This window comes from Haematobacter massiliensis (genome assembly GCF_000740795.1).
GTDB classification, from domain to species: Bacteria; Pseudomonadota; Alphaproteobacteria; order Rhodobacterales; family Rhodobacteraceae; genus Haematobacter; species Haematobacter massiliensis.
The window spans coordinates 126,327-144,155 of record NZ_JGYG01000007.1 but is presented as its reverse complement, the minus strand read 5'-3'; the positions used below and the strand labels follow the sequence as shown (position 1 = coordinate 144,155).

17 protein-coding genes are annotated in these 17,829 nt (G+C 62.3%); 11 read left to right on the top strand and 6 right to left on the bottom strand.

The annotated features are described in order from the left end of the window. Nucleotides 1-24: 24 nt before the first annotated feature. The 5 genes from CN97_RS11775 to CN97_RS11755 form a co-directional block, all read right to left on the bottom strand. Nucleotides 25-540: a DUF2076 domain-containing protein gene (locus CN97_RS11775; RefSeq protein WP_035711587.1), complete on the bottom strand. Its 516-nt coding sequence runs from the start codon at nt 538-540 to the stop codon at nt 25-27. A 20-nt stretch (nt 541-560) separates the two neighbouring features. Next, nucleotides 561-1,286 carry a Bax inhibitor-1/YccA family protein gene (locus CN97_RS11770; protein WP_035711586.1) on the bottom strand — a complete coding sequence of 242 codons (726 nt, stop codon included), beginning with the start codon at nt 1,284-1,286 and terminating at the stop codon, nt 561-563. Nucleotides 1,287-1,302: 16 nt separating this feature from the next. After that, nucleotides 1,303-2,055: an anti-sigma factor family protein gene (locus tag CN97_RS11765; protein ID WP_035711583.1), complete on the bottom strand. Its 753-nt coding sequence runs from the start codon at nt 2,053-2,055 to the stop codon at nt 1,303-1,305. Next, on the bottom strand, nt 2,042-2,569 hold the full coding sequence (locus CN97_RS11760; protein WP_035711581.1) for a sigma-70 family RNA polymerase sigma factor: 528 nt from the start codon (nt 2,567-2,569) through the stop codon (nt 2,042-2,044). Before CN97_RS11760 ends, CN97_RS11765 begins: the two co-directional genes overlap by 14 nt. Nucleotides 2,570-2,643: 74 nt before the next feature. Then, the gene (locus CN97_RS11755) at nt 2,644-3,069 is read right to left on the bottom strand and encodes an acyl-CoA thioesterase (protein WP_035711578.1); all 426 of its coding nucleotides are present in this window, start codon (nt 3,067-3,069) and stop codon (nt 2,644-2,646) included. A gap of 174 nt (nt 3,070-3,243) precedes the next feature. Here CN97_RS11755 and CN97_RS11750 point away from each other — a divergent pair, with 174 nt between their 5' ends. Then, a complete protein-coding gene (locus CN97_RS11750; protein ID WP_169743196.1) occupies nt 3,244-4,122 on the top strand; it encodes an alpha/beta hydrolase in 879 nt (292 codons plus the stop codon). Here the strand turns inward: CN97_RS11750 and pdxY are convergent. Beyond that, nucleotides 4,119-4,940 carry a pyridoxal kinase gene (gene pdxY / locus CN97_RS11745; RefSeq protein ID WP_035711575.1) on the bottom strand — a complete coding sequence of 274 codons (822 nt, stop codon included), beginning with the start codon at nt 4,938-4,940 and terminating at the stop codon, nt 4,119-4,121. The genes CN97_RS11750 and pdxY overlap by 4 nt on opposite strands. A 335-nt stretch (nt 4,941-5,275) precedes the next feature. Between pdxY and CN97_RS11740 the strand changes: the two genes are divergently transcribed. The 10 genes from CN97_RS11740 (at nt 5,276) to nrdF (ending at nt 17,416) form a co-directional block, all read left to right on the top strand. Next, nucleotides 5,276-6,073: a FadR/GntR family transcriptional regulator gene (locus tag CN97_RS11740; RefSeq protein ID WP_051911190.1), complete on the top strand. Its 798-nt coding sequence runs from the start codon at nt 5,276-5,278 to the stop codon at nt 6,071-6,073. Further along, on the top strand, nt 6,070-7,575 hold the full coding sequence (locus CN97_RS11735) for an ABC transporter substrate-binding protein (protein WP_035711571.1): 1,506 nt from the start codon (nt 6,070-6,072) through the stop codon (nt 7,573-7,575). Before CN97_RS11740 ends, CN97_RS11735 begins: the two co-directional genes overlap by 4 nt. A 55-nt stretch (nt 7,576-7,630) precedes the next feature. After that, a complete protein-coding gene (locus tag CN97_RS11730; RefSeq protein WP_035711569.1) occupies nt 7,631-8,578 on the top strand; it encodes an ABC transporter permease in 948 nt (315 codons plus the stop codon). Then, nucleotides 8,575-9,447: an ABC transporter permease gene (locus CN97_RS11725; protein WP_035711566.1), complete on the top strand. Its 873-nt coding sequence runs from the start codon at nt 8,575-8,577 to the stop codon at nt 9,445-9,447. Before CN97_RS11730 ends, CN97_RS11725 begins: the two co-directional genes overlap by 4 nt. 9 nt (nt 9,448-9,456) lie before the next feature. Beyond that, nucleotides 9,457-11,238: a gamma-glutamyltransferase family protein gene (locus tag CN97_RS11720; protein WP_035711565.1), complete on the top strand. Its 1,782-nt coding sequence runs from the start codon at nt 9,457-9,459 to the stop codon at nt 11,236-11,238. Between the two features lies 1 nt (nt 11,239). Then, nucleotides 11,240-13,057 carry an ABC transporter ATP-binding protein gene (locus CN97_RS11715; RefSeq protein ID WP_088217066.1) on the top strand — a complete coding sequence of 606 codons (1,818 nt, stop codon included), beginning with the start codon at nt 11,240-11,242 and terminating at the stop codon, nt 13,055-13,057. Between the two features lie 429 nt (nt 13,058-13,486). Then, nucleotides 13,487-13,708, top strand: coding sequence for a glutaredoxin-like protein NrdH (nrdH, locus tag CN97_RS11710; protein WP_035711562.1), 222 nt, complete (start codon nt 13,487-13,489; stop codon nt 13,706-13,708). 12 nt (nt 13,709-13,720) lie between these two features. After that, entirely contained in the window at nt 13,721-14,110 is a 390-nt protein-coding gene (nrdI, locus tag CN97_RS11705) for a class Ib ribonucleoside-diphosphate reductase assembly flavoprotein NrdI (protein WP_035711561.1), read from the top strand. A 59-nt stretch (nt 14,111-14,169) separates the two neighbouring features. Continuing rightward, nucleotides 14,170-16,245, top strand: a complete 2,076-nt coding sequence (nrdE, locus tag CN97_RS11700; protein WP_051911211.1) for a class 1b ribonucleoside-diphosphate reductase subunit alpha — start codon at nt 14,170-14,172, stop codon at nt 16,243-16,245. Nucleotides 16,246-16,438: 193 nt separating this feature from the next. Continuing rightward, nucleotides 16,439-17,416 carry a class 1b ribonucleoside-diphosphate reductase subunit beta gene (nrdF, locus tag CN97_RS11695; RefSeq protein ID WP_035711560.1) on the top strand — a complete coding sequence of 326 codons (978 nt, stop codon included), beginning with the start codon at nt 16,439-16,441 and terminating at the stop codon, nt 17,414-17,416. The last annotated feature ends 413 nt before the right edge of the window (nt 17,417-17,829 follow it).

Sequence of the window (17,829 nt, the reverse complement as noted above, 5' to 3'; positions counted from 1 at the left end):
GGATGGTCCACCCCGCGGGAGAGATCAGAATTCTTCCCAGTCGCCGCTGTCTTCGAATCCCGTGTCCGTAGGCTCGTCGGGGATTTCACCAGCTTCTGCGGGGCCTGCAAACATGCCGCCGATGGCGTTGGCGAGCATCATGCCGCCCGCGACGCCCATTGCAGTCTGCGCAGCGCCGCCCAGGAAGCTCCCACCCCGACCGGGTTGCGGCGCCATGCCAGGTACCGGCTGGCCCATCGGTTGACGGGGCCGGGGCGCAGGGCTGCCGCCACCGAGTAGACGAGAGAGGAAACCGCCCTGGCCGCCCTGGCGTGCGGCATGGACCTGTGCTTCCAGATCGGCGATCCGCGCCTCTGCGGCGTTCAGGGCCTGCTCCTGCACGACAACAGTCTGGGCCAGATAATAGGGCGCACCAGGCTGTCGTGCGACCTGCTGTGCGATGAACGCTTCAGCCTCTGCGTCACGTGGTTGAGATTGGCGCTCGATCGTCGCGAGTTTTCCGAAGAGGCCCTCGATGGCCTGCTTGTCGTTGTGGTCCATGGGGTCCGGTATCCTTTCTGTTACTCCTCCCGCTCGCCGGTAAGGCTCAGCAGGAGCTGGAAGATGTTGACGAAGTTCAGATAGAGCGACAGCGCACCCATTACGGCGAGTTTGCCGTGCGTTTCGCTGTCATGATGCTCGGAGTATTGCAGCTTGATGTTTTGCGTGTCCCAGGCCGTCAGGCCGACAAACACGATGATACCAATGACGGAAACCGCGAACTGCAGTGCGGAGGAGCCAAGGAAGATGTTGATGACACTGGCGAGAACCACCCCGATCAGGCCCATGAACAGGAAACTGCCCATCTTGGTAAGATCGCGCTGGGTCGTGTAGCCGTACAGGCTCATCGCCCCGAACATCGCAGCCGCACCAAAGAATGCGCGCCCGATAGATACCCCGGTGAATACGAGGAACACGGAGGCGAGCGACAGCCCCATCACCGCACAGAAGGCCCAGAACAGCATCTGCGCCGTGCCTGCGCTGATGGCCTCGATCCGGAAGGAGAAGAACAGGATGAACGCCAGTGGCGCGAACATCACAATCCATTTCAGCGGGGTGGAAAAGATGGGAACATAGAGCGCCGGGACAGAGGCCACGAGCATTGCCACAACCGCCGTGAGAACCAGCCCGATTCCCATATAGTTGTAGACGCGCAGCATATGCGCGCGCAGGCCCGCATCGAAGGCAGCAGTGTTTGCCGCAGCGGGCGCGAATCCGGCGCTCCGCTGGCGATAACTGTCGTTCATGGGATACTCCTGTTGGTCAATAGAGGGTTCTGGACAGCCGCTCTGCCGCGACGCGCAACCGCTCGGTATCCGTTTCGGCGAGCAGGACATGCGCCGTCTCACCGATCTGGAACCAGACGATGGCAATGCGGCCCCGCTGTTCGGACGCCGGCAGCGTGACGGCAAAGTCACCAGGGCGCGCGGCGAAGGCATGGAGGCGCCCCATGTCTTCGGTGTCGAAGGTGATCTCCACCCCCGGTCCCTGTGGGGAGGGAAAGATCTGCGCGTCCCTGAGCGTCCAGCCGCTGTCGTAATATGGTAGAGTGATCCCGGTGGCGGCGCGGATTTCCACCCGATCCATCTCCCGGGATGCGGGTTGCGACGGCATGGAAAGGCGCAGGTTGCCGGCGTCGCGCGCGGCGAGCGCAGCTTCCACTACGGCCGGCGGCGGAACGGAGGCGGACAGAGGACGGATCCCCGTATGGGCCACCCATCCCGCAGCCATCAGCGCGCAGACAGGCAGGAGGCGCAGCGCCCGGCGAAGACGCCGGTCACGCGTGATACCCCGAGCGAGCCTGCCTGCGACCCGCCCCGTTCGGTGATTTCCGACCGGTGTCACCGCGGTTGCCAGGCGGAGTTCGTCGCAGATGCGCAAATCAGCCATCACGCGCGCCGCGGCATCCGGGCGCGCCGAGAGCCACTGCTCCACCCGCGCCCGCTGCCACAGGTCGAGCTGGTCATCCACATAAGCGTCGAGATCGACCTCCGTGACATCATCAACCGCGGCCATTGCGTCCTCCGACGATCTGGAGGGCGGGCCGCTGGGGACCGTCCTCGAACTCCCGGAGGCGAGCGCGGGCACGGGAGATGCGCGACATGATGGTGCCGATCGGAACCCCTGCAATATCTGCGGCCTCCGCATAGGAGAGCCCCTCGATCGCCACGAGATGCAATGCTTCGCGTTGGTCCTGCGGAAGATCGAGAAAGGCCGTTCGTATCTGCGACAGGCGCACGACGGCTTCCTGCGGGGCTTCTGCGCTTTGTGGCGCGGTAAGACCGGTCGCCACGATCCGCCGCTCCTCCGACGTTCGACTACGGTAGCGATCAACGAAGACGTTGTGCAGGATGCCGAACAGCCAGCGGCGGATATTCCCGCCTGCCCGAAGCGTGCCGCGAGCCTGATGCCCGCGGAGCAGCGTCTCCTGCACGAGGTCTTCGGCCTCCCCCTCGTCGCGCGAAAGGGTCAGGGCATAGCGCCGGAGCGCGGGCAGGTCGTCAAGGATCGGGTCGGTCTTGCGGCTCATCGTGCTCCATATACGGAGTCACGCGGCGAAACCTTCCCTCCTCAGTTCTGACAAAGTGTCGCAGGCTCCCCCAGTCAGGCGATGATGGAGTGCAGATAGGCAAGTGCCGCTTCCGAGATCGGGCGGGAGCGGCGCGTTTCGTCATCCATCAACACCAGAACGGAAGTCCCAGTCGCCACGCAGCGCCCATTGTCAAAGATCGCCTGCCGGAGCGTAAGCGAACTTCGTCCAACACGTGCGACGGATGTGCCGATCTGTACTTCGCCGGGCCAGCGCAACTCCGCCCGGAAGTCCAGCTCCAACCGAGCGATCACATAGGAGGCGCCGTCTTCGCGCAGGGGAGAGGCGGGATTGAACAGCAATTCCACGCGCCCCGTCTCCAGAAGGGTCGCGAACACCGCGTTGTTGACATGGCCCTGCCTGTCGGTGTCGCCATAGCGCAGCTTGTCGCGGCTGAGCAGCTGAAAATCCTCTGGCGCAGGCTCGGGGGTCTGGGTCATCATGCATCTCCGTCACGCGGCTGGCAGTTGTCAGCCGCCGGACGGTAGCTGCGGCCCCGTCCATGTGCAAGCGGCGGGAAAGGCGCTCCAATGACTTGCAATGGTTCGCCGTTCCGGTCTAGACGATCCGAAGCCAGCCGTCGCCAGCCAATGTTCTGCTTTTGTGGAGCCGCGATGACCCTGACCAGGCGACAGTTGATGATCACGCCCCTCGCTTTTGGTCTTGGCGCCGTGGGCTATCCGGCCCTCGCTGATCCAGTCCGGTGGTCAGAGCCATTGGCCGACGCGCGCTCCGCCAGTCACAGCGTTTCCCGGTTGGAGATTTCGACAGAAGCGGGTGCCTACTGGCTCTTTCTGTTCGCGCCTCGGGGAGAGGCGCCGCAAAAGGGATGGCGCTCCCTCTGGATGCTGGATGGTAATTCGGTCTTCGACCGTCTTCCGGCGGAGTTGCTCGCTGCCCATCCCGATGTGGCAGTCATCGCCGTGGGCTATCCCGGCGTGGAGCTTTTCGATAGAGAGCGCAGAAGTATTGATTATACGCCTGCGACCGCCGGCTCCAATGTCGACCCCCGTCACCCCGACAGGCAGACCGGCGGGGATGCGGTCTTCCGCGCGGCGCTGACAGGGCCGCTTCGACAGGCAGTGGAAGACCGGATTGCCCTCGACCCTTCGCGCCGTACGCTCTGGGGGCATTCCTACGGAGGGCTCTTCACGATCTCGACCCTGTTCGCCGCACCGGAGAGCTTCCGCTGCTGGGTGCCGGCCAGCCCTTCGACCGGGTTTGGTGAGGGGGCGCTTTTCGTGGCGGAGCGGACCGCGCGTCGTGTGCCCGGACGTATCGCGCCGGTTCATATCCTGTTGGGAGACCGGGAGCGCCGGCGCGATTCTCCCGCCGCTTCCATGCCCGTCCCGTCCCCGCAGACCATGAGCCTCGTCGAGCGGTTGCGCGAACGACCGGATCTCGCTGTTCAGGTCACTGTTCTGGAGGGGCTGGGACATGGCGCGACCTTTGCCGCTTCGTTTCCGGCCGCCTTCGCTGCAGGAGCGGTTTAGGGGGCGAAAGACGGCCCACCTTCCGAGGGAGTAAGGCGCAGTTCCGCCTCGCCCGAGCGCCAGGTGAGTTCTATGGCCTCCAGCGTTGCCGCCACTGCCACGCGAAGCGCGTCTTCGACCGGTTTCCCAAGCGCCAGATGGGCTGCAAGAAGCCCGGCCAGAAGATCTCCCGTTCCGCAGGGCCGGATGGGCAGGCGCGGAGTCGCTATCCGGGTGAGATTTCCGGCCTGCCAAAGAACGGTCTCAAGCTCGTTTTCACCCGTTTCGGAAAGCGTGCATCCGGTCGCCACGATGACCTGCGGCCCCCGCTCGGCTAGCGTGGCGCAGGCGGTGCGGATATCGTCCTCGGTGGCGGTGGCGCGGCCCGAGAGACGTTGGAGTTCGAACTGGTTCGGCGTGATGACATGCGCACTGGCCAGCAGGCGCGTGGCCACGGTCTCTTCGATACCCGATGCGACGAAAACCTTGCCGTCATCGCCGAGCACTGGGTCGCAGATATAGCGCAGCGCCGGATTACCGGATCGGGCACGCTCTATGAAATCCGCTACCACCTCGGCATTTGCGGCGGATCCCAGATAGCCGGACAACACGACGGACGATGAATCAACCAACCCGCGTTCCTCGACCCCACGCAGAAGATCAGCCACCAGATCGGCGTCCAGCACTCGGCCGCGGGTGGTGGGGTAGCGCGGATGGTTGGAGAGTAGAGTGGTCGGCACCGGCGCTACGCTCACGCCAGCAGCCAACATCGGATACAATGCGGCGCTGTTGCCGACATGGCCGTGCACGACCTGGCTCTGGATCGAGATAACGCGCATCGTGCCCCCTAACATGGCGCCGGAGAGACGGGGTGAAACTGGGCATGCACCCCGCTTTGCCCTCAATACTTGAGGTCCAGGGGAGTGAAAAGCGCGACGCGCGCCTGACACTTAATGGTTCGCTGAACTCCGCGGTGCAGGGTTTCGTTTCGTACAGGTGTAAAGGTCCGATTCTGTCTCTTGCAGCTGTTATAGGGATATTATGATTAGAATGACCAAAGGATACGCAAATATATGCACAATAATTAGTCATTTTTGAGAGAACGGGAGGAATGTAACGCATAAGTAAACGAACCAGTTGTAACCAATCCGGATAATGGTTCACACAGAACCAAATGACGAGATTGGTTCACATGAAGCCCGTGCCAGCTGAGAAGGCGAGTGGAAGCTCCACTTACGCCTTGGAGCGGCTGCGCCGTTATATCGACGATCTCATGCATCAGCCGGGCGCGCGCCTGCCAACCGAGCGTCAACTGGTCGTGGAGCTGGGTATCGGCCGCCGCGCGGTTCGGCGAGCGCTGGAAGTGCTGGAGGCCGAAGGGCTCATTCGCCGCAAGCAAGGAGCAGGAACCTTCGTAGGCGGCTTTGACCCTCTTCCAGAGGCTGCCCGCGATCTGGTGACGATGACCGATCTTCTGGAGATCATGGAAGTCCGCTTGCGGTTGGAGCCGCAGCTTGCCCAGCTTGCCGCCCTACGTGCGCGTCCCGAGCAGGTCTCGCGGATGCGGGTCATCGTGGAGCGGATCCGAGACTATCAGGATCCCGACGAGGGCGAACTCTGGGATGGCGCGCTCCACCGGCTCATTGCGCAGGCGGCGGGCAACACGCTCTTTCTATCGCTGTTCGACATCGTGAACCGCATCCGTCAAGATGATGCCTGGCAGCGGACGCGCGACCAGATGCGCAGCGAGACATCCCGCGCCCCGATCTTCGACCAGCACAGCGCCGTGGTGAAGGCCATAGCCGATCGCGATCCTGTCGCTGCGGGGGAGGCCATGCGTGACCACCTTATGTTCCTCCAGAACAAGCTGATCGGTCAGACTTTCTACGACGCTGCCCTCTTTCCAGAGACGCAGCACAGCACCGCATCCAATCTTTCACAGTCCCTGCCAGACGGAGACCCGACGCCATGAAGACCTCTCTCCTGTCCACCGCCGCGCTCGTTATGCTGATGGCCGCGATGCCTGCCAGCGCCGCGGATATCCGCATCGGGCTTCAGGACGATCCCGACACGCTGGATCCGCATCAGTCCCGCGCCTTCGTCGCACGCATCGTCTATACGGGCTTGTGTGACAAGCTGGTGGACGTGTCGCAAGACGTGGAGATCGTGCCCCAGCTCGCAACCTCATGGGAATATCGCGAGGACGGCAAGGTGCTGGTCATGCAGCTTCGCGAAGGCGTGAAGTTCCATGACGGCACCGCTTTCGACGCGGCAGCGGTGGTGTTCAACATCGAACGCGCGATGACCATGCCGGAATCCCGCCGCAAGAGCGAGCTTGCCTCGGTCGAAAAGGTGGAGGCAACCGGCCCGCTTGAAGTGACCTTCACCCTGAAGGCCCAGGATGCCTCCCTTCTCGCGCAGCTTTCGGATCGGGCGGGCATGATGCTGTCGCCGAAAGCCGCGCAGGAGCTGGGTGCGAATTTCGGCTCCAACCCCGTTTGTTCCGGGCCATTCAAATTCGTTCAGCGTGTTCAGCAGGACCGGATCGTACTGGAAAAGTTCGCGGACTACTGGAATGCCGACAACATCCATCTGGACAAGGTGACCTATCTGCCGATCCCCGACACCTCGGTGCGTGTGGCTAACCTGCGGTCGGGCGACCTTGACATAGTGGAGCGCGTCGCGGCGACGGATGTGGCCACGGTGCAGGGCGATGCCGGCCTCCAGACCGCCGAATCCGTGGGGCTTGGCTACATGGCGATCTATGCCAATGTCGCGAACGGGCCGCGGGCGGAGAATCCCATCGGGCAGGACGCGCGCGTCCGCAAGGCCTTCTCGCTCGCCATTGATCGCGAGGCGCTGATCCAGGTCGTGTTTGCCGGCATTGGACGGGCGGGCAACCAGCCCTGGCCGCCCACCAGCCCGTGGTACGACAAGGATATCCCGGTTCCCACGCGCGATGTCGCCGCATCGCAGGCGCTCCTGAAGGAAGCGGGAGTTGATCGCGTGCCGGTGGAGATTCAGCACGCCAACAATCCCGTCGTCTCGCAGGTCATGCAGATGATCCAGGCGATGGTGGCGGAGGCGGGCTTTGACGTCACGCTCCGCGCGACGGAGTTCGCGACGCTGCTGAACGAGCAGACATCGGGCAACTACCAGCTCAGCCGTTCCGACTGGTCCGGGCGGCCGGACCCGGATGGCAATATCCATCAGTTCGTGACCTGCAAAGGCGGGATCAATGACACGAAGTATTGCAACCCGGAGGTGGACCAGCTTCTGAACGAAGCCCGCGCCGCGACGGATACCGCCGCTCGCAAGGAGAAATACGCCGCCGCCACTGCGATCCTCGATCGTGATCTGCCCATCATCTATCTCGGCCACCAGTCCTATGTGTTCGGCTTCAAGAAATCCGTGACCGGCTTCACCGCCTATCCGGATGGAATGCTTCGCCTCACCGGCGTCAACGTCGAGTAAGCACATCGGCATCGCGCGGCCCGGTCGCGCGATGCCTCACGCAAGGGAGAGCGACATGCTCCGCTACATCGCCCGCCGCCTTCTCGTGGCGCTGCCGACGCTGCTTCTGGTGTCGATCTTCGTCTTTCTGCTGCAGAAGCTGCTGCCCGGCGACCCGGTCCTCGCACTTGCGGGGGAGGAGCGTGATGCGGCGACGCTCGAATTCCTGCGGGAGCAATATCATCTGAATGATCCGCTCATCACGCAGTATTTCCGCTGGTTGGGTGGGGTGCTCACCGGTGATTTCGGCACATCGCTTCGCACGGGTCAGCCTGTGCTGGAGTTGATACTCGAAAAACTTCCCGTCACCTTGCAGCTTGCGGTGATGGCAATGGCCTTCGCATTGCTGATCGGCGTGCCATTCGGGATCCTTGCCGCCACGCGGAAGAACACGATCATCGACTATGCGGCCAATTTCGTGGCGTTGAGCGGCCTTTCCATTCCCAACTTCTGGCTCGGAATCCTGCTGATCCTGCTGGTGTCGGTAAATCTTGGCTGGCTGCCCGCCTCCGGCTACGAGTCGCCCTTCGTTGATCCGGTGCGCTCATTGCAGACCATGGTGATGCCTGCCTTCGTGCTGGGCACGGGGCTCGCGGCTGCGCTGATGCGGCATACGCGCTCCGCCATGCTGGGTGTACTCCGGAGTGACTATATCCGCACCGCCAAGGCGAAAGGCTTGACCCGGCGGGAGATCGTCATGGGTCACGCTTTCCGCAATGCCCTGCTGCCGATCATCACGCTTTCCGCCCTGCTGTTCGGAGAGCTGCTGGCGGGGGCAGTGCTCACCGAGCAGATCTTCACCATCCCGGGTTTCGGCAAGCTGATCGTGGATGCTGTTTTCAACCGGGATTATGCCGTCGTGCAGGGCGTGGTGCTCTGCACCGCCGTCGCCTTCATCCTGATGAACCTGATTGCCGACGTGCTCTACGTCGTGCTGAACCCGCGTATGAGGTCAACGCTGTGAGCGCCGCCGACACCACGATAACCCCCGTCGCCACCCGGACCCCGAGCCGGGCATGGCGGAAGTTCAAGCGCAACCGGGCAGCCCTGGCGGGGTTCATCATAATCGCCTTTTTTGCTGCCCTCGCACTGCTGGCACCCCTGCTGCCTATCGCCGATCCGCTCGCCACGAGCTGGACGGCCATTCGTCTGCCGCCCTCCGCCGAGCACTGGATGGGAACGGATGAGATCGGCCGCGACGTATTCTCCCGCATGGTCTGGGGGGCACAGGCGTCGCTGATGGCGGGGATCATATCGGTTGCCATTGCGGTCTTGACCGGCGTGCCGCTGGGTCTGCTGGCGGGGTATTTCGGCGGCTGGGTCGATCTGGTCATCAGCCGGGTGACAGAGGCGTTGCTGGCCATGCCGTTTCTCATCATGGCGATCGCGCTTGCCGCCTTCCTCGGGCCGAGCCTCACCAATGCGATGATCGCCATCGGGCTTTCCGCCATGCCGATCTTCATACGGCTGACCCGCGGTCAGGCGATGGCGGTCAAGACCGAGGACTATGTAGAAGGCGCGCGCTCCATCGGCCTGTCGCATACGGAGATCATGGGCCGTTACGTTCTGCCGAACATCATCCCGCCGATCATCGTGCAGGCGACGCTGACCGTGGCGACGGCGATCATTGCAGAGGCGTCGCTTTCCTTTCTTGGTCTTGGCCAGCAGGCGCCTGCGCCGAGCTGGGGTTCCATGCTCAACACCGCCAAGAACTTCCTCAGCCAGGCACCCTGGCTGGCGCTCTGGCCGGGTGCCGCGATCTTCCTTGTCGTGATCGGCTTCAACATGCTCGGCGACGGGCTGCGCGACGCGCTCGACCCGCGCGAGAACTGAGAGATAAAGATGACCATGTTCACCACCCGCCCCGAAATCCTCGGCCGCTTCGGCGCGGTCACCTCCACCCACTGGATCGCCACCGCGGTGGGGATGAGCATACTGGAGAAGGGCGGGAACGCCTTCGACGCCGCTGTCGCCACAGGCTTCGTACTGCAGATCGTGGAACCGCATCTGAACGGGCCGGGCGGCGACATGCCCGCCATCGTCTATTCCGCGGCCAACGACCGGGTGGACGTGATCTGCGCTCAGGGACCGGCCCCCGCGAAAGCGACCATCGAACACTACCGTTCCGAGGGCATCGACCTGATCCCCGGTGACGGGCTTCTTTCCACTGTGATTCCGGGTGCGTTCGACGGCTGGATGCTGATGCTCCGGGACTACGGGACCATGACGGTGCGCGAGGTGCTGGAACCCGCGATCCATTATGCCGAAGAAGGCCATCCCGTCTTGGCCCGCGTCTCCGCCACGATCGCGGGGCTGGGCGACTTCTTCGAGAAGGAATGGCCGACCTCGCATGAAACATGGCTGCCGGGGGGGAGTGCGCCCGCGCCGGAATCGAACTTCCGCAATCCGGTACTGGCCGAGACCTGGAAGCGCATCATTGCCGAAGCGGAGGCAGCCGGCTCGCGGGAGCGGGGCATCGAAGCGGCACGCAACGCTTTCTATCGCGGCTTCGTGGCGGAGGCGATCCAGAGCTACCTCGACACGGCCGAAGTAATGGATGCCACCGGCACGCGCCACAAGGGCGTGCTTTCGGCGGAGGATATGGCCGGTTGGCAGGCGACGGTGGAGGAACCGCTGACCTATGATTACCACGGTTGGCAGATCGCCAAGACCGGGCCGTGGGGGCAGGGGCCTGTCATGCTGCAATCTCTGGCGCTGCTCAAAGGGTATGACCTTGCGGCGATGGACCCACTCGGCCCCGATTTTGTGCATACCGTCGTGGAAGCAATGAAGCTCGCCTATGCGGATCGCGAGGTCTACTACGGTGATCCGGACTTCGCGGATGTGCCGCTCGGCGCGCTGCTGTCGGATGTCTACAACGACGGGCGGCGGCAACTGATCGGGACGGAAGCGTCGATGGAACTGCGCCCCGGTGTCGTTCCCGGTTTTGAGGCGCAGCGGAAGCTGGCGCTTTCCGTCGTCGGCGGGCTGGAGAAAGGGGCCGTCTACGAACCTACCATGTCGCACCTGACGGAGAAACGCGGCGACACTGTTCATATCGACGTGGTGGACCGTTGGGGCAACATGGTGTCGACCACACCGTCGGGCGGCTGGCTGCAGTCCTCGCCGATCATTCCGGGGCTGGGGTTCTGTCTCAACAGCCGCGCGCAGATGTTCTGGCTGCAACCGGGATTGCCGACCTCGCTCGCGCCCGGCAAGCGGCCGCGGACCACGCTGACGCCCTCGCTCGCGCTCAAGGATGGGCGGCCGACGCTTGCCTTCGGCACGCCGGGCGGCGATCAGCAGGATCAGTGGCAGCTCGCCTTCTTCCTGCGCTACGTGCATCATGAGGGCAATCTTCAGGCAGCGATAGATCAGCCCCTGTTCCACTCCACCCATTTCCCGGCCTCCTTCTACCCCCGGACCTCCGAACCCGGCGGCGTCATGATCGAGGACCGGATGGGTGACGCGACCATCGCCGAGCTGCGCAGGCGCGGCCACAAGCTCACGGTCGCGGACGGCTGGTCGATCGGGCGGCTGACGGCGGCGCGTCGCGAAAGGGACGGGCTGATCCGGGCCGCGGCAACGCCCCGGCTCATGCAGGCCTATGCGGTGGGCCGCTGATATGGGGGAAGCTGAAAGCGGACCGGTTCTGGCGGTCAGAAATCTCACCACCTCCTTCCGCTCCGACGAGGGGTGGAAACCGGTGGTGCGCAACGTCTCCTTCGAGATCCACGCTGGCGAGACGCTCGCCATCGTGGGGGAGTCGGGGTCGGGCAAGAGTGTGACGTCACTCTCCGTCATGCGCCTGCTCGACCCCGCGCAATCCCGCATCGAGGGGGAGGTCCTGCTGAACGGGCGCAGTCTCACTGCCCTTTCGGAAGGCGAGATGCGGGAGATACGCGGCAACGACATCGCGATGATCTTTCAGGAGCCGATGACCTCGTTGAACCCCGTCTATACCGTGGGCCGACAGATCTCCGAGGTGTTGATCCGTCACCGCGGGCTCGACCGCCGGGCGGCGCGGGCGGAAACGGTGCGGCTGATGGAGAAGGTGCGCATTCCCAACGCTGCCGCACGCTTTGACGAGTATCCCCATCAGTTCTCCGGCGGCATGCGGCAACGGGTGATGATCGCCATGGCTCTTGCCTCGCGGCCGAAGCTGCTCATCGCGGACGAGCCAACCACCGCGCTGGATGTCACCATCCAGGGACAGATCCTCGACCTCATCAAGGAGCTGCAGGCGGAGGAGGGGATGGCCGTCCTGTTCATCACGCATGACATGGGTGTCGTGGCCGAGATTGCAGATCGCACGGTGGTCATGTTTCGCGGTGACGTGGTGGAAACCGGCGATACGGCACAGATCTTCCACGATGGGCAGCATCCCTATACCCGCGCGCTGTTGGCGGCTGTGCCCACCCTCGGTTCGATGGAGGGGCAGAAGTGGCCGCTCCGCTTCCCCAAGGTCGATATGGCAACAGGCGCGATCACCGCTGAACCGCCAGTGGCCGATACGGTGAACGGCTCGGCACCTGTGCTGTCGGTCCGCAACCTCGTTACCCGCTTCAAGGTGGGGTCCGATCTGCTGGGCCGCCCCACGGGAGAGGTTCACGCGGTACAGGATGTGTCATTCGACCTCTTTCCGGGGGAAACGCTGGCGCTGGTGGGCGAATCGGGCTGTGGCAAATCGACCACCGGCCGTTCCGTCGCGCGGCTGGTGGAGCCGACGTCCGGCGCGGTTACCCTCGACGGTCGTGATGTGCTGAGCCTTGGCTCCGCAGGATTGCGCGACCTGCGCCGCTCCGTGCAGATGATCTTTCAGGATCCGTTCTCGAGCCTGAACCCGCGTATGACGGTGGGGCAGGCGGTGACGGAGCCCATCGTCAAGCACGGTATTGCCAGCGGTCAGGCCGCGCGGCAGAAAGCAGCCTCGCTGCTGGAGCAGGTGGGCCTCTCCAGTACCATGATGGACCGCTATCCGCATGAATTCTCGGGAGGGCAGCGGCAGCGCGTCGCAATTGCGCGCGTTCTTGGCCTCAATCCCAAGGTCATCGTCGCGGATGAGAGCGTCTCCGCCCTCGATGTGTCGATCAAGGCTCAGGTCTGCAACCTGTTGATGGACCTGCAGCAGGAATTCGGAATCGCCTACCTGTTCATCAGCCACGACATGGCGGTGGTGGAGCGTGTAAGCCACCGGGTCGCCGTCATGTATCTGGGAGAGATTGTGGAGATCGGCCCGCGGGACGCAATCTTCGGCAATCCTCAGCACCCCTATACCAAGCGACTCATCTCTGCCGTGCCCGTGCCCGATCCGGCTCGTCGGAGCCTGCGCCGGGGCCTGATGACCGAGGAGCTGAAGAGCCCCGTCCGCCCGCGGGGATTCGAACCGCCGCAGCGTCGGTGGGAGGATCTGGGGGCAGGTCATCTCGTAATGGCCGCCTGACGGCAACAATCCGTTCCTTGGGATGGAAGAGGGGGCCGACAAAGGCCTCCTCTTTCGTCATTTATGCTCTCTGCTGCCGCTGGCAGGGCGATTGCTGCGCGGCCAATCGTGTTGCTGGACGAAAATTGCAAAATGAAGGAGAGTGGTCCGCGGCCCCTTGAGTTCCGTGAAAGTTCCTGTAGACAGCAGCGCGAAACCAGCTACCATATGTAGCGTTCAGGAAGCCCGTCCCCCCCTAGGGATACGGCAGGTGAGGAGGGTAAACCCTGTTCGCTGGGATTGGCGCCGCCGGAAGTTCCGGTCTTCGCTGGTCGGGGCAAATATCGAGCCTGGGCGCTATGATCAACGGGCGGACTGCCTGACGGAACGAACGTTGCCTCGGCACCGGTCGGGTCGTCATGCCCGCCATCAAGTCCTGAGGAAACTGCGATGAGCGTCACCGTCTATTCCAAGCCCGCCTGCGTGCAGTGCACCGCCACCACGCGCGCGCTTGACAGCCGCGGTATTGGCTACACCGTCATCGACCTGACGGAAGATGCCGAGGCGATGGAGCGCGTGCAGGCCATGGGATATCGTCAGGCGCCGGTCGTCGTGGCGGGCAGCGAACACTGGGCCGGATTTCGCCCGGACCGCATCGCCACTCTGGCCTGAGGCAACAGCGCGGTGATCGCCTTCTATTCCACCGCTTCGGGGAACACCGCACGCTTCATCGCGCGGCTCGGTGTACCCGCGGTGCGGTTGGCGGAACCGCCAGTCCGGCCCTTCGTGCTTGTCACGCCTACTTATGCGGATGGCGAGGGGCGGGGCGCAGTTCCGAAGCCGGTCATCCGCTTCCTCAACGATCCCGCCAACCGGACGCTGATCCGGGGTGTGATCGCCGGGGGCAACAGAAATTTCGGGGAATTCTTCGCCCGCGCGGGCGATGTCATCGCAATGAAATGCGGAGTTCCGCTCCTCTACCGGTTCGAGCTTTCGGGAACGGATGAGGATGTGGCGCGCGTCAGATCAGGATTGGAACGGTTTTGGACACGGCAGCTCTCTCCGGCCCAGTGAGGAAAGAAAAGTCGATCCCGGAGGAATTCCGCGGACTCGATCATCACGCGCTGAACGCGATGCTGAACCTCTATGACAATGAGGGCCGCATCCGTTTTGACGCAGACCGTTATGCGGCGCACAAGTATTTCCTCGACCACGTGAACCAGAACACGGTCTTCTTCCATTCGCTGGAGGAGAAGCTCGATTATCTCGTGGAGGAAGGGTACTATGAGGCGGAGGTTCTGAACCAGTACCCGCCCGCCTTCCTGCGCCGGATCTGGGACGCGGCCTTTGCCCGGAAATTCCGTTTCCCGACCTTCCTCGGCGCTTTCAAGTATTACACGAGCTACACTCTCAAGACTTGGGACGGCAAACGCTATCTCGAGCGCTATGAGGACCGGGTGGTGATGGTTGCTCTGGCGCTTGCGCAGGGCGATGAAGACCTTGCCATGCGCTTGATGGAAGAGGTCATCTCCGGCCGCTTCCAGCCCGCCACGCCCACCTTCCTCAACGCCGGCAAGAAGCAGCGCGGGGAGTTGATCTCCTGCTTCCTGCTGCGGATCGAGGACAACATGGAGTCCATCGGGCGCTCCATCAACTCGGCTTTGCAACTGTCGAAACGCGGGGGCGGGGTCGCACTGATGCTGACCAACCTGCGCGAGTCGGGTGCGCCGATCAAGGGCATCGAAAACCAGTCCTCGGGCGTGATTCCGGTTATGAAACTGCTGGAAGACAGCTTCTCCTATGCCAACCAGCTCGGCGCGCGGCAGGGAGCCGGCGCCGTCTACCTGAATGCGCACCACCCTGACATTCTGCGCTTCCTCGATACCAAGCGGGAGAATGCGGATGAGAAGGTCCGTATCAAGACGCTCTCGCTCGGCGTGGTGATCCCCGACATCACCTTCGAACTCGCGAAGCGGGATGAGGACATGTATCTGTTCTCTCCGCACGATATCCAGAAGGTCTATGGCCGTCCGTTCTCCGAGATTTCGGTGACTGAGAAGTATCGGGAGATGGTGGACGACCCCCGGATCCACAAGAAGAAGATCAAGGCGCGCGAATTCTTCCAGATCATCGCAGAGATTCAGTTTGAATCCGGCTATCCCTACATCATGTTCGAGGACACGGTGAACCGCGCGAACCCGGTTGCGGGGCGGATCACGATGTCCAACCTGTGCTCGGAGATCCTGCAGGTCAACGAAGCCTCCACCTATCATGACGATCTCTCCTACGATCACATGGGGACGGATATCTCCTGCAACCTCGGATCGCTGAACATCGCGGCGACGATGGATGGCCCGGATTTCGGCGCGACGGTGGAGACTGCGATCCGTGCGCTGACGGCCGTCTCGGATATGTCGTCGATCGACAGCGTGCCGTCTATCCGTCGGGGCAACGACGAGAGTCATGCTATCGGCCTTGGCCAGATGAACCTGCACGGCTATCTGGCGCGGGAACGAATTCACTATGGATCGGAGGAAGGTATCGACTTCACCTCCGTTTATTTCGCCACGATCCTTTATCACGCCGTCCGCGCTTCCAATGCATTGGCGCGGGAGCGCGGACAGTCGTTCAAGGGTTTTGAGAATTCGAAATACGCCGACGGATCGTTCTTCGACAAATACACGACCAAGGACTGGCTGCCCAAGACCGATAGGGTGACGGAGATTTTCGCCGGACTCCCGCTTCCCACACGTGAAGACTGGGCGGCGCTGCGGGCGGCGGTCATGCGGGACGGGCTGTATAACCGTAACCTGCAGGCGGTGCCCCCGACCGGCTCGATCAGCTACATCAACAACTCGACCTCCTCGATCCACCCGATCGTGTCCAAGATCGAGATCCGCAAGGAAGGCAAGATCGGCCGGGTCTATTATCCCGCGCCCTTCATGTCCAACGAGAACCTCGAGTACTACCGCGACGCCTATGAGATCGGGCCGGAGGCGATCATCGACACCTATGCCGCGGCGACCGAGCATGTCGATCAGGGGCTGTCGCTGACATTGTTCTTCCGCGATACGGCGACGACGCGAGACATCAACCGGGCGCAGATCTACGCTTGGAAGAAGGGTATCAAGACGATCTACTATATTCGCCTGCGACAGATGGCGCTGGAAGGAACGGAAGTGCAGGGCTGCGTGTCCTGCACGCTCTGAGTTGTTTGAAGTCCGGATTGAAGGCCGCCCTTGGGCGGCCTTCTCCTTATCTGGTATGCTGAGGTATTTTATCCACAACCTATTGGGCTATCCCCTCTCGCCTTAGGGATGCCCCTCCGGTAGTATGGTGCCGAATCTAGGCAGCGGGCAGCCAGTCCGCGCGAAGCGGAATTCTGTTAGCCGGGGGCAAGTCATGAAAGATCACGTGCAATCGCGCGTCGTTGCGCGCGCGGTCAACTGGAACCGTCTGCAGGACGACAAGGATCTTGAAGTCTGGAACCGTTTGACGGGCAACTTCTGGCTGCCGGAGAAGGTGCCGCTGTCGAACGACATCCCGTCCTGGTCAACCCTGACGGCGGAGGAGCGGCGGCTGACGATCCGGGTCTTCACCGGACTCACGCTGCTGGATACCGTGCAGAACACGCTCGGCGCCCCGGCGCTGATGGCGGATGCGGCAACCCCGCATGAGGAGGCCGTGCTCTCCAACATCGCCTTCATGGAAGCCGTGCATGCGCGGTCGTATTCCTCGATCTTCTCGACCCTGTGCATGACCACCGAGGTCGACGAGGCGTTCCGCTGGTCCGAAGAGAACGAACACCTTCAGAAAAAGGCGCGACTGATCCTGGACGAATATGCGGCAGGGTCTGATCCACTGCGCAAGAAGATCGCGAGCGTATTCCTCGAAAGTTTCCTCTTCTACTCCGGTTTCTACCTGCCAATGTGGTGGTCATCCCGCGCAAAGTTGACCAACACCGCCGATCTTATCCGTCTCATTATTCGCGACGAGGCGGTGCACGGCTATTATATAGGTTACAAATTCCAGCGCGCGCTTGAACGGCTTCCAGAAGCGAAACGAGCGGAAGCCAAGGATTTTGCCTTTGCGTTGATGTTCGATCTCTATGAGGTCGAATCCCGCTATACCGCTGAGCTTTATGATGGGGTGGGTCTCACGGAAGACGTGAAGAAATTCCTGCACTACAATGCGAATAAGGCACTGATGAATCTGGGATACGAGTCCCTTTTTCCGACGTCGGTCACCGACGTGAATCCTGCCATCCTATCTGCTCTGTCTCCCAACGCGGACGAAAATCACGACTTTTTCTCTGGTTCCGGGTCAAGCTATGTTATTGGTCGGGCGGTTGCTACCGAGGATGACGACTGGGATTTTTAATGCCTCAGGGAGTGCCTGACGCTCCCATCGAGTGATCTATGCTCATCATTCTCAAGCGAAAGGCTCGTTTAAGATTCTGGTGAGACCCAATTTACCTTTGATATGGGGGAAGCTGGAAGCGGACCGGTTCTGGCGGTCAGAAACCTGACCACCTCTTTCCGCGGATGGCATCACAGTTCTATTCGATGATCATACTGATGACTTTCACGCTAAAATCCTCGACGCGAAAGTTCCGGCGGTTTCTGTAATATTCCCTATTTCGATGGGGCAGAGAATTAGACTTTAGGCGACCATCATGAGTTTCTAGACGGGCGCGACGCAACCAATACTCGTGTTGGAGAGCTCGTCGATGTAAGCCTGTAGTCAACGAGTTTTGATCTGCTCAGTCTTTTCGATGGCTTCAAAGTTCTAGC

Bases quoted from the DNA above. Each gene is read 5' to 3' on its own strand.
- CN97_RS11775 (WP_035711587.1), bottom strand. From the start codon at position 540: ATGGACCACAACGACAAGCAGGCCATCGAGGGCCTCTTCGGAAAACTC.
- CN97_RS11770 (WP_035711586.1), bottom strand. From the start codon at position 1,286: ATGAACGACAGTTATCGCCAGCGGAGCGCCGGATTCGCGCCCGCTGCG.
- CN97_RS11765 (WP_035711583.1), bottom strand. From the start codon at position 2,055: ATGGCCGCGGTTGATGATGTCACGGAGGTCGATCTCGACGCTTATGTG.
- CN97_RS11760 (WP_035711581.1), bottom strand. From the start codon at position 2,569: ATGAGCCGCAAGACCGACCCGATCCTTGACGACCTGCCCGCGCTCCGG.
- CN97_RS11755 (WP_035711578.1), bottom strand. From the start codon at position 3,069: ATGACCCAGACCCCCGAGCCTGCGCCAGAGGATTTTCAGCTGCTCAGC.
- CN97_RS11750 (WP_169743196.1), top strand. From the start codon at position 3,244: ATGACCCTGACCAGGCGACAGTTGATGATCACGCCCCTCGCTTTTGGT.
- pdxY (WP_035711575.1), bottom strand. From the start codon at position 4,940: ATGCGCGTTATCTCGATCCAGAGCCAGGTCGTGCACGGCCATGTCGGC.
- CN97_RS11740 (WP_051911190.1), top strand. From the start codon at position 5,276: ATGACGAGATTGGTTCACATGAAGCCCGTGCCAGCTGAGAAGGCGAGT.
- CN97_RS11735 (WP_035711571.1), top strand. From the start codon at position 6,070: ATGAAGACCTCTCTCCTGTCCACCGCCGCGCTCGTTATGCTGATGGCC.
- CN97_RS11730 (WP_035711569.1), top strand. From the start codon at position 7,631: ATGCTCCGCTACATCGCCCGCCGCCTTCTCGTGGCGCTGCCGACGCTG.
- CN97_RS11720 (WP_035711565.1), top strand. From the start codon at position 9,457: ATGACCATGTTCACCACCCGCCCCGAAATCCTCGGCCGCTTCGGCGCG.
- CN97_RS11715 (WP_088217066.1), top strand. From the start codon at position 11,240: ATGGGGGAAGCTGAAAGCGGACCGGTTCTGGCGGTCAGAAATCTCACC.
- nrdH (WP_035711562.1), top strand. From the start codon at position 13,487: ATGAGCGTCACCGTCTATTCCAAGCCCGCCTGCGTGCAGTGCACCGCC.
- nrdE (WP_051911211.1), top strand. From the start codon at position 14,170: ATGCTGAACCTCTATGACAATGAGGGCCGCATCCGTTTTGACGCAGAC.
- nrdF (WP_035711560.1), top strand. From the start codon at position 16,439: ATGAAAGATCACGTGCAATCGCGCGTCGTTGCGCGCGCGGTCAACTGG.